Consider the following 10406-nt stretch of genomic DNA (forward strand, 5'->3'; position numbering starts at 1 on the left):
GCCGTAATCGAAGTCGCGCAGGATGGCGTTGGGGTGGAACCCGTTGGCGGAGTGGTCCCCCTGCCGACCGAGCCGGAAGGTGGGCCCGTTGACTCCGCCGCCGTGTGCGGCCGGGTTCGAGCTGTGCCCGCCGTGTCCGGCCGCGGGGCCGCCTTCCTGGGCTACCCGGTCCGCGGATCGGGCGATCCCCCCGGCACCGAGCACCAGGCCCGCGGACCCCGCCAATGCTCCCCCGAAGAGCACCTGACGGCGGGTCGGGGCGTTCACGCGATTGCCGTCGGCGACATTGTCCGGGCACACGAAACCATGCGAGTAAGACGAAGCACATCAAAAAGTTTGGCACACCGAAATCAATACTTCAATAATGCAAAACCCAGGGGTGGGACAGGGGTGAGCGGGATGTCTGAGGCGTTCCCGCGCCGCGGGTCACCGGGCCCGCTGGTGCGTTCCTGCCGGGTGCGGATCGCCACGGCGGCCAGCAGCGCGATCCGGCCTGGCGGCGACGGCAGCGCCGAGGTGCTGGTCGCACCTCGGGAAGATCGCCGTCGCGTGGATTGGAATCCTCGAGGTCGAATGCTAGGCGGTGACCGAGGGGGACTCGCGGGGTCAGCGGGCTTCGATGACGCCCATCATGCCGTTGTCCTCGTGGTCGAGGATGTGGCAGTGGTAGACGGTGCGGCCGGGAAAGTCGTCGAATGCGACGCGCACGGTGAGGCGACTGCGAGCCGGGATGTCGATCACGTCCTGCTGGTGGGGCTCTGCGATCGTGGCGCCGGAGGTGAGCTGCATCGGCCACACGTGCAGGTGCATGGAGTGATCCATGGGCGAGTCGTTGACCAGGGTCCACTCCTCGATCGTGCCGAGTCGCACGGTGTGGTCGGTGCGGTCGGGGTCGTACGTGCGGCCGTCGATCGTGAAGCTCATCCCGCCGCTGTGGGTTCCCATGCCCATTCCCATGCCGGTGCCGAAGACGAATGTACGGGTGGCGGCAATCGGTTCGCCGCGCAGATCCCGCGGCGGGGTCTGTGGCGGGATCGCCGCCGGTGACATCGTCGGCGGCCCGGTGACCTCGAGGTGGGCCAGAACGGTGCCGTTCGGATCCGGCTGGGGTTGGGACTCTGGACCGGGCATGTCCGCACCGCCACGTCGCATCATGCCCATCATGCCCAGGGTGCCGCGGTCGACGGGCAGGGCACGTAGCTGCGCCGATCCGGGTGTGGTGTCGATCAGCACGTCGGCACGGTTGCCGGCGGCGAGGTCGATCTGCTGCACGGGCCGGGGTTCGCGGAAACGACCCGAGTCCAGGCCGATCAGCCGCAGGGATTGCCCGTCGAGTCGGAGTCGCAGATGCCGGCTGACACAGGCGTTGACGATGCGCCACCGTTCCCGGGCGCCGGGGCGGGTGGTCACGGTGGGCCGCACTTGTCCGTTGGCCAGGATCAGGGCCCCTTCTCGCCCCAGCATGCGGTCCATCATGGTCGGCGCCGGGATGGTCCCGGCGCCGTCGATGCTCAGATCGGAGAGCACCAGGACCCGCTCGACGGTGGTCGGGATCGGGTCGGGGTCCTCCACGATCAGTGCCCCGTACAGGCCCGCGAAGATCTGATCGGCGACCAGGTGATGGTGGTGCGGGTGATACCAGTACACCCCGGGGGGATGGTGGTCCGGCAACCGGTAGTCGTAGTCGAAGTCGGTGCCCGGCTCGACCCGCAGGAACGGGTTGTCGGAGTTGCCGGAGGGGGAGACGAGCACACCGTGCAGGTGCAGATTGGTCGGTTGCGGCAGCCGGTTGCGCAGCCGGACCTGCAGCCGATCCCCGGGACTCACCCGCAGGGTCGGGCCGGGCACGCCGTGGTTGAACCCGAATCCGGCAACCTGGGTTCCGGCGAGTGGGAAACGTCCCGGTGCCGCCTCCAGGTCGAGGGACAGCGCGCCGCCGTTGCCGGCCAGCACCGGTGCCTCAACCCATGCGGCGGCGGAGACGGTCTCCGGTCGGGGCGTTCGGGTGGACTGCCACGCCAGTCCGAGCCCGCCGGCGGCGGTGGCGGTGACACCCAACGCGCCCAACTGCAGGGCCCGCCGTCTGCTGATCGGTTCCATGAGCGCGCCTTCGAGCTAGTCGTGGCCGTCGAGCACGCGCCGTCGCTCACGGTATTCCTCGGAGTCGATCTCGCCTCTGGCGTACCGCTCTTCGAGGATCTGCCGGGCCCGGCCCTCACCCGGCGGAGGGGGGTAGGTGCTGCTGGGGGCGGCGAAGTGGCCGCCGGAACCGGACGGTCGGGAGAGCAACCGGATCGCCAGCACCACCAGGACCGCCAGGCCGAGCAGCAGCAGCGCGGCGAACAGCCACATCCCCCAGCCGCCGTTCATTCCCCAGCCGCAGTTTCCGTAGGGCATCACCGCAGATTCCTTTCCGGGAGGGCCATATCGACCGGCCACCGTGTGCCCGGCCTGCCCTCACGATACGCCCGGGGGCATACGGGCAGTGAGAATGCGCGGTCCGGTGCTGCCGGATGTGGCGCCGAGTGCGGTGTGCCGGCCACCCGAGGGTTCTACCGTGAGGGGCGGGGTGCGGCGGCGCCCGGTCGGCGGCACGGAGAGGAGTGCGATGAGGAAGCAGTCGCTGATCGCGGTGGCACGCCATCTCATGGCCCATGCCGCCACCGCCGCCAGCGGTCGGAGCGCTGAGACCGTCTACGGCGGCCACGAGCAGACGTTGCGGCAGACGGTCATTGCGCTGATGGGTGGGCAGTCGATGGGCGAGCACGGCAGCCCGGGCGAGGCGACCGTCTACGTCCTGCGGGGTCGGCTCCGCGTGAGCAGCGGCGACGCCTCGTGGGACGCGATGACCGGTGACCTTCTCGTCCTTCCCCGGACCCGGCACCGGCTCGACGCGCTGGAGGACTGCGCGATGTTGCTCACCGTGGCCAAGACCTGACCGGGGCCGAGCCGGGGCCGCGGGCGCGCCGCGGCGGCGAGGTCCTCGGGAATCGGCATCGGGGCGGTCGGCCCGGCGCCGGCGCGGCCGGGTGTTGCCCTCGGGATAGCGGCCCGCCGCGGAGCCGGGGCGGCGACGATGATCCGCACCACCTGCCCGAGGGCCTCGCGGGCGTCGCGGCGGCGCAGCGCCGGAACGAACATCGCGACGTGGTTGCCGGTGTGGGGCCAGGGCTACGGTCGGGACAGGACGGGGGCCCGCTCGAGGCGCCGCCCTCGAACCTCGTGTTCGTCGACCCGGACGGGCGGCAGCCATCTGCACCTCGTGCAGCCTCACGCACAACAATCCCGGGTCCGAGAGGTGAGCGCGTCACCGACTCGTCCCCTCTGCCACGACGCCCCCAGAAATCATCGATACAGACCGGCTATCATCGTTGCATGACGATCAATAGTGGGCTTGGGTGCAGGTTGTCCACCAGCGCCGGAGCGGGCCTCGATGCCGCGGTGGCGTTGTTCCACAGTCTCTCGGACGGAACCCGGTTGGCGATCGTGCGTCGTCTCGCCGGTGGAGAGGCGCGGGTGGCGGATCTGGTCGGTGAGCTCGGGTTGGCGCAGTCGACGGTGTCGGCGCACGTGGCCTGCCTGCGGGACTGCGGGCTGGTGCAGGGCCGCCCGCAGGGCCGGCAGGTGTTCTACTCGCTGACCCGGCCGGAGTTGCTGGATCTGCTGTCCTCGGCGGAAACCCTGCTGGCAGCCACCGGGAACGCGGTCGCGTTGTGCCCGAACTACGGCACCGACAGCGCACCGGGGGTGACGGAGTGAGCGAGGCGTGCGGCTGCGGCCACGACGAACCCCGCCCCGAGGGCGAGCAGGAGCACGAGCCGGAGAAGCTGTGGCAGGTCACCGAGATCCGGGCCGCGGCCGCCGCCGGGGTGCTGCTGGGGGCCGGGCTGGTTGTCGGCTGGAGTGGCGGACCCGACGTGGCGGAGCTGGCACTGTATGCGCTGGCGTTGCTGATCGCCGGCTACACCTTCGTCCCCGCCACCGTGAAACGGTTGGCGCACGGGAAGATCGGGGTGGGCACCCTGATGACGATCGCCGCGGTCGGTGCGGTGCTGCTCGGCGAGGTCGAGGAAGCCGCGATGCTGGCGTTCCTGTTCGCGATCAGCGAGGGCCTCGAAGAGTACTCGGTGGCCCGCACCCGCCGCGGCCTGCGCGCGCTGCTGTCCCTGGTCCCGGACACCGCCACCGTGGTCCGCGACGGCCGCGAACAGACGGTGCCGCCGGTGGAGCTGCGACTGGGCGAGATCATGGTCGTCAAACCCGGGGAGCGGATCGCCACCGACGGCACCATCATCGCCGGCCGCACCGCACTGGACGTCTCCGCGATCACCGGTGAATCGGTCCCGGTCGAGGCCGGCCCCGGCGACGCGGTGTTCGCCGGCGCCATCAACGGCACCGGCGTCCTCGAGGTCACCGTCACCGCCGACGCCGAGGACAACTCGCTGGCCAAGATCGTGAAGATCGTCGAGGCCGAACAGTCCCGCAAGGGCGCCGCCCAACGGTTGGCGGACACCGTTGCCCGGCCCCTGGTCCCGGCGATCCTGGTGGTCGCCGCGGTCATCGCCGCCGTCGGCAGCCTGCTCGGGGATCCCCGGGTGTGGATCGAACGCGCCCTGGTCGTGCTGGTCGCGGCCTCGCCGTGCGCGCTGGCGATCGCGGTCCCGGTGACCGTGTTCGCCGCGGTCGGGGCCGCCAGCAAACTCGGTGTCCTGGTCAAGGGCGGCGCCGCCCTCGAGACCCTCGGCCGCATCCGCGGGATCGCCCTCGACAAGACCGGCACCCTGACCCGCAACCGGCCCACCGTCGTCGACGTCGCCACCACGAACGGCGCCACCCGCGGCGAGGTGCTCGCGGTGGCCGCGGCGCTCGAGGCCCGCAGCGAACACCCCCTCGCCGCGGCGATCCTCGCCGCCGCCGATTCCGTGACTCCCGCCGAGCAGGTCGACGCCGTCACCGGCGCCGGGCTGAGCGGGCGGATCGGCGGAGCCTGCGTGCGGCTGGGGCGGCCCGGGTGGATCGAGGCGCGCGAGCTGGCCGCCGACATCGAACGCATGCAGCACGCCGGCACGACCGCGGTGCTGATCGAACGCGACGACCACCTGCTCGGGGCGATCGCGGTCCGCGACGAACTGCGCCCGGAGGCGGCCGAGGTGGTCGCCGGTCTGCGCCGGGGCGGCTACCGGGTCGCGATGCTCACCGGCGACAACGAACGCACCGCCCGCGCCCTGGCCGTCGACGCCGGGATCGACGAGGTGCACGCGGACCTGCGCCCGGAGGACAAGGCCCGCATCGTCTCCGACCTGCGCACCCGGCGGCCGACCGCGATGGTCGGCGACGGCGTCAACGACGCCCCGGCCCTGGCCACCGCCGATCTCGGCATCGCGATGGGCGCGATGGGCACCGACGTGGCCATCGAAACCGCCGACGTCGCCCTGATGGGCGAGGACCTGCGGCACCTGCCGCAGGCCCTGGCGCACGCCCGCCGGTCCCGGACGATCATGCTGCAGAACGTCGGCCTGTCCCTGGCCCTCATCACCGTCCTGATACCGCTGGCCCTGTCCGGGATCCTCGGCCTGGCCGCCGTGGTGCTCGTGCACGAGGTCGCCGAGATCGTGGTCATCGCCAACGGTGTCCGTGCCGGCCGCGTCCGCGCCCTCACCACCGCGGCACCGGCCACCCCGGCACCGGCGGACAGGGCCCACGCGTGAGTGGCGATCCGGTCACCACACCGGTCCCCGGGCGGCGGCGGGCTCGGACGGTGTTCGTGGCCGCCGCCGCCGTGCTGGCGGCGGCCGCCCTGATCGTCGAGCCGCTCATCCGGGCCGTGTTGGCCGGGGGCCGGGTGATCAACCTCGGGATGCTGCAGCTGCGCCTGACCTACAACACCGGGGTCGCGTTCAGCCTGGGAAACCAGCTGCCCACCCCGGTGCTGGTCGCGGTGACCGTGACCGTCACCGCCGGCATCGCGGTCTACGCCTGGCGTACCGCACCGACCAGTTCCGCGGCGGCGGTGATCGGGTTCGCGGCGATCTTCGCCGGGGCCGCCGCCAACGTGATCGACCGCCTCGTCGACGGCAAGGTCACCGACTACCTCCACACCGGCTGGTGGCCGACGTTCAACCTCGCCGACACCTTCATCACCTGCGGTGTCGCTCTGCTCCTCGTCTCACTGTTCGTCGACAGCAGATCCGCTGGCACCCGGGAGGAGGCCACCTCATGAGTTCGATGCCCGTGCACATCCAGGCCGCGTACACCGACGAGATGACCGCAGCCCGCACCGCCGCGGACGACACGACCCGGTGGGCACACCTCGAACGCGCCCACATCCTGTCCCAGCCCTACCCGTGGCCGCACACCCGCAACCATCTCGCCATGCTCGTCCTCGCGCTGCGCCGACGCGACCGCCGCGAGACCCTCGGGCAGGTGGTGCGGATCATCGTCGCCGCCCCCGGCTCCGCGTCGGGCCGCTACCCCGAGGGCAACACCGGCCGCTCCGGTGCCGGGCTGATGACCCCGATGCCGATGCCGGACGATCTGGCCCGCATCCTCGCCGGAACGCCCTGAACCGCATGGGATCGGGCGCACGCGCGTGCGGGCGCAGGTGGTGCCGGTGATCGGCACCCTCGCCGCCGCGGCCGGCGTGCTCGCCGGCACCGACATCGACGACATCGACGACATCGCGCTGACCGTGTCGTTCGTCGCCTCGGCGAGCGGGGCCGGCCGCGGCCTTGACAGATCGTCGCCGGCTGGTACCTCTGCTTCCTCGCCCTCGTGGTGATCAGCGTGGTCGCCGCCCTCGGCCTGGTCATCGTGCCCGACGACTGGGTCGGGCTCCCCGGCCTGCTGCCTGGCGCTCGGGGGCCGGGGATTGATCACCCCCGCGCTGCCGCCCGGGATCCGGTCCGGCACCCGTCCGTGTCCGGGTCTTGACATCGAATCCGCCGGAACCGAACCCACGGGCGGGGCTCGCCGACGGTCCGGGCCGGGCGGACAATGAGCCGTACCCGGTTCGCGATGACACAGACCCGCGGGGGGCAGCCATGACGGACCAGCAGCCGGTCGACCGCGCGGCGATCGCCGCCGACCTCGAACGCGCCCGGCGGACGCTGCACGAACTCCTCGACACCGCTTGCGCGACAGATCTCGATCGGCGCTCGCACGGCACCCGCTGGACCAACGAACAGCTGCTGTTCCACATGGTGTTCGGCTACATGGTGGTGCGGCGACTGCGGGTGCTGGTTCGGGTGTTCTCCCGGCTACCCGACCGTGTCGGACAGCTGCTCGCACGGGTCCTGGACGCGGCGGCCCCGGTGTTTCACGAGATCAACTACCGCGGGTCGTGCCTGGCGGCCACCGTGTTCGACCGTCACCGGATGGGCCGGCACTGCGACCGTGTCATCGCCGCACTGCAGCGCTCCCTCGCGAAGGAAACGGACGCGAATCTGCGGCGCAGCATGGCCTTCCCGGGGCGCTGGGACCCGTTCTTCACCAACGTGATGACCCTCGAACAGGTGTACCGGTACCCGGGCAAGCACTTCGACTTCCACCGCGAGCAACTCACCCTCGAATGACGCGCACCATCACCCGAGATCAACGGGTGAGCGCCCGCCGAAGATCGTCACCCCGAGACGGGTGGCGTCGGCCAGGTCGACGACGATGCCACCGACCTGCGAGTGACCGTCGGCCCACCCTCGGGCGGTGGCGCGGTCGGCGAAGAAGTTCCGGTGCGTGCAGCAGCTGGGCGCGGAGGGCCGTGGCCGGCCGCGGCGCCGACGAACACCACCGCGGTGGCCGGGGACGCGGCGGCGGCCTCGCCGTGCACGGTCACGGTGGTGGACTCGGTGACAGGGATCGGTGGCGCTCGCCGGCTCGGCCCTCGGAGTCTCTATGTCCGCACGTACGCCTCGGTATCGTCCGCCCATTCCCACACGTGACCGTCGTAGGACACGGGTCCGAATTCGTCGTCCGGATCGACCGGCTCGGCTTCACCGGAATCGATCAGCTCGACCATGCTCGCCGCGTCGATGATCGAGGGCTTACCTGATCCGGCACCGGCGACAGCCGCCGCGATGTGCGCCGCGATCCACTCGCGCACCCCGTCGAACAGCCTCGGCTCGCCGTTCGGCGATCCGCAGCGCCCGTCAACATTCGGCTTTTTCTACATTTCCGTCTGGTTCGTATTCAGTGAGGTACATCCACTTCCCTGCCGTGAGTCAACGGCGGTTGCGCAAGTACTCGACCCAGCCGGTGAGAAAACCGCGTTCGTATTCGGCGGCGGCGGCGTCGAGGTGCTCCCCGGCAGGGGTAGTGAACCAGGTCGCACTCTGGCCGCGACAAATAGAGAAGCATCGGCAGCGGTGTCCCACCTCCGGGGCGCACCGCCACCCTGCACCGTCATTCCCGGCGTAGCCCGTGACATGCCCGGGATGCGATGATCCCTGCACGCAGGCCGAAAGAACTGCTCGGATCTCGGCCGGAGCCGACCGCCGGAATCGCCCGATCTCCCCGGCCACCGCCGAGAGAAGACATCTCTCCCCGGGCCGTGCACGAAGCAGCAGAACCTGCCCACCGTGGGCGCCACACCGGTCAACCGGCGAACAAAATTTGGGTGATCTCCGCGTCGCGGCCGTAGAGGCGGGCGGCCTGTGCCGTGGCCGCCGCCCGCACCTGGGTCTCGGACACCCGGGCCGCGGTGGTCACCGTCACCCAGCCCAACGTCGTGACCGGATCCCGGAGCGAGCACACCCGCACCGACCAGTCCACCGTGCCCGCCTCACGCCGGCGCGCCGACCCGGTCGACGCCGCCTCGCGTTCGGTGCCCGGCACGGCCGGAGCCCAGCGCCCCGCGAGTGCCTGGACCAGGTTTTCCAGTGCGACGGTGATCCACCGATTCGCGTGTGTCCGACGCTGTCGCGCGGTCATGACCCGGCCCGTCCTTCCCGGCCGGGTCATGACCGCGCGAGAATGTGCCCAGCGCGACGAGAACATAGTCTTTCCCGCCGCCGCGGACCGTCGCGCCCGACTTGCCGGCATCTGCAGCACCTTCACTCTATGCCCCGAGGTCATGACTTTCGCCCGTCCGCGTCCCGGTCCGGGCGTCTTCGCGCCGGTACGGACCCGCCCGGGTGGGCGCCGCCCTCGGCGCCACCGCGCACCGCGACCAGATCCTCCATCGCACGGACGGACCGACACCGCTGCCGGAATAGACGGTGTCACCGAGGTGTCGACGCGGGTGGATCGGGGCGTCACCGTGTCCCCCGGGCTCACCCTCACGCCTCGCAGAATCCCGCTCGGCTGGAGCTGCGGTGCGCCGTTCACCGTGAGGCGACCGGAACGTCCCGATCCCCTCGCAGCCCGAAACGGTCGAGGGCTTTCCTCGTCGCCGCACGCGGCCACACCGCAGACGCCCCGCCGCCCTCCCCGATCGGGGAGCGGTCCACCGCAGGTGTGAGACCGGCGACAGCCGGGCACTCTCGGATATGGAGCACGACCCAGGAGATGTCTGCCACGAAGCCGGCCTCGGCGGCCGACTGCTCACCTTCGCCGGCGAGGGCGAGTTGTCGATGCTGTCCGACGCGGTGGTTTCCCTGGTGTGCGCTCCCGACACCGACCACCCCCACTACGGTGACGTGCTCGAATGGATCGTCACCACCACCGCCGAGGTGATAGCCCTCAAGCTGGGTCCCCTCGTCCGGGGTGGTATCGCCGCCTACGCCATCAAGATCAGAACCTCCGACGGGCAGATCCTCGAGATCGGCGAGCTACCCGCACCCGAATGCCACCTGTGGACAGCGATCGTCGACGCCCTGACTGGAGACATCCGCCAAGCGCACCACCACCTGGCCCCCATCATCCATGCCGCCGACCGGGAGGAGCGGATCCGGGCACTGATCGAGGCGGTCGCCTGGCTCGATCGAGTGCTCGACATACCGGCATTTCCCGAACCCGATACCGCAACCGGATAGACCGGACGAGCGGCGCCACATCGTCGCGGCCGACCAGGGCTGCGGCGGACACCGGATCGGTCGGCGCGAGGGATCACTCCAAGCAGCATGAGGTGGTCCGGTTCCTGGACGTGCACAAGTCCGCGAGTACGTGTGATTATTCGGAATTTCCGAATGCTCCCTGGGCGGCGGTATTTGTCCAGGTGGCGGTGGCGTGCCGTGCCGTACGCCCGTTCCTTCCACGCCGGTCGCCCGGCGGTCGAGGTGGGGTTCGGTACCAGCGCAGACGGTACGGCGGCCGGTGCGACGTGGCCTCCGCTCTCTCGACTGCCGGACGGCAGACACAGGGATCATCCCGGATGGGGGGCTATCGCGGCTCGATCGGGTCCGATGCCGTAGCGAAAGCACGCAGTTCCCGCAGCTCGGTGCGTAATTCGTCGGCGCGTTCGCGGGCGGCGTCGA

Annotated in this window: 13 protein-coding genes and 2 pseudogenes; 8 read left to right on the forward strand and 7 right to left on the reverse strand. The window is 70.9% G+C overall.

Annotated features, from left to right (window positions below; all coding sequences use genetic code 11):
- The 3 genes and pseudogenes from OEY_RS29365 to OEY_RS0127470 all read right to left on the reverse strand — a co-directional run.
- Positions 1-267 (reverse strand): annotated as a pseudogene (locus tag OEY_RS29365) (multicopper oxidase domain-containing protein); the annotation flags it as partial.
- Positions 268-606: 339 nt separating this feature from the next.
- Positions 607-2100: a multicopper oxidase family protein gene (locus OEY_RS0127465; protein ID WP_010596924.1), complete on the reverse strand. Its 1494-nt coding sequence runs from the start codon at positions 2098-2100 to the stop codon at positions 607-609.
- 15 nt (positions 2101-2115) lie between these two features.
- On the reverse strand, positions 2116-2397 hold the full coding sequence (locus OEY_RS0127470; protein WP_029540279.1) for an SHOCT domain-containing protein: 282 nt from the start codon (positions 2395-2397) through the stop codon (positions 2116-2118).
- Between the two features lie 211 nt (positions 2398-2608).
- On the opposite strand from OEY_RS0127470, the gene OEY_RS0127475 reads away from it, so the two are divergent.
- The gene (locus OEY_RS0127475) at positions 2609-2938 is read left to right on the forward strand and encodes a cupin domain-containing protein (protein ID WP_010596926.1); all 330 of its coding nucleotides are present in this window, start codon (positions 2609-2611) and stop codon (positions 2936-2938) included.
- Positions 2939-2982: 44 nt separating this feature from the next.
- Here the strand turns inward: OEY_RS0127475 and OEY_RS31560 are convergent.
- A pseudogene (locus tag OEY_RS31560) lies at positions 2983-3159 on the reverse strand (DUF3703 domain-containing protein); the annotation flags it as partial.
- Between the two features lie 216 nt (positions 3160-3375).
- On the opposite strand from OEY_RS31560, the gene OEY_RS0127480 reads away from it, so the two are divergent.
- The 6 genes from OEY_RS0127480 (at position 3376) to OEY_RS0127510 (ending at position 7571) form a co-directional block, all read left to right on the forward strand.
- Positions 3376-3759 carry an ArsR/SmtB family transcription factor gene (locus OEY_RS0127480; protein ID WP_029540281.1) on the forward strand — a complete coding sequence of 128 codons (384 nt, stop codon included), beginning with the start codon at positions 3376-3378 and terminating at the stop codon, positions 3757-3759.
- A complete protein-coding gene (locus OEY_RS0127485; protein WP_010596927.1) occupies positions 3756-5708 on the forward strand; it encodes a heavy metal translocating P-type ATPase in 1953 nt (650 codons plus the stop codon). The genes OEY_RS0127480 and OEY_RS0127485 overlap by 4 nt, the downstream gene beginning before the upstream one ends.
- Positions 5705-6220 carry a signal peptidase II gene (lspA, locus tag OEY_RS0127490; protein ID WP_010596928.1) on the forward strand — a complete coding sequence of 172 codons (516 nt, stop codon included), beginning with the start codon at positions 5705-5707 and terminating at the stop codon, positions 6218-6220. Before OEY_RS0127485 ends, lspA begins: the two co-directional genes overlap by 4 nt.
- Positions 6217-6564, forward strand: a complete 348-nt coding sequence (locus tag OEY_RS0127495) for a DUF3703 domain-containing protein (protein ID WP_010596929.1) — start codon at positions 6217-6219, stop codon at positions 6562-6564. Before lspA ends, OEY_RS0127495 begins: the two co-directional genes overlap by 4 nt.
- Positions 6565-6610: 46 nt before the next feature.
- Complete coding sequence (locus OEY_RS29370) at positions 6611-6778, forward strand: hypothetical protein (RefSeq protein ID WP_231386049.1); 168 nt, start codon at positions 6611-6613, stop codon at positions 6776-6778.
- A 262-nt stretch (positions 6779-7040) separates the two neighbouring features.
- Positions 7041-7571: a DinB family protein gene (locus tag OEY_RS0127510; RefSeq protein ID WP_010596932.1), complete on the forward strand. Its 531-nt coding sequence runs from the start codon at positions 7041-7043 to the stop codon at positions 7569-7571.
- Positions 7572-7580: 9 nt separating this feature from the next.
- Here OEY_RS0127510 and merB read toward each other — a convergent pair whose 3' ends face one another.
- The 3 genes from merB to OEY_RS0127520 form a co-directional block, all read right to left on the reverse strand.
- Positions 7581-7922 (reverse strand): organomercurial lyase, encoded by a 342-nt coding sequence (gene merB, locus OEY_RS30190; RefSeq protein WP_080688469.1) that lies wholly within the window; start codon positions 7920-7922, stop codon positions 7581-7583.
- Entirely contained in the window at positions 7886-8095 is a 210-nt protein-coding gene (locus tag OEY_RS0127515) for a hypothetical protein (RefSeq protein ID WP_010596933.1), read from the reverse strand. The genes merB and OEY_RS0127515 overlap by 37 nt, the downstream gene beginning before the upstream one ends.
- A gap of 491 nt (positions 8096-8586) precedes the next feature.
- The gene (locus OEY_RS0127520; RefSeq protein ID WP_010596934.1) at positions 8587-8922 is read right to left on the reverse strand and encodes a hypothetical protein; all 336 of its coding nucleotides are present in this window, start codon (positions 8920-8922) and stop codon (positions 8587-8589) included.
- Positions 8923-9479: 557 nt separating this feature from the next.
- Between OEY_RS0127520 and OEY_RS0127530 the strand changes: the two genes are divergently transcribed.
- Positions 9480-9965, forward strand: a complete 486-nt coding sequence (locus tag OEY_RS0127530) for a hypothetical protein (RefSeq protein WP_010596935.1) — start codon at positions 9480-9482, stop codon at positions 9963-9965.
- Positions 9966-10406: the final 441 nt, after the last annotated feature.

Origin of the sequence: Rhodococcus sp. P14 (assembly GCF_000256505.1) — a bacterium.
GTDB lineage: Bacteria > Actinomycetota > Actinomycetes > Mycobacteriales > Mycobacteriaceae > Rhodococcus > Rhodococcus ruber.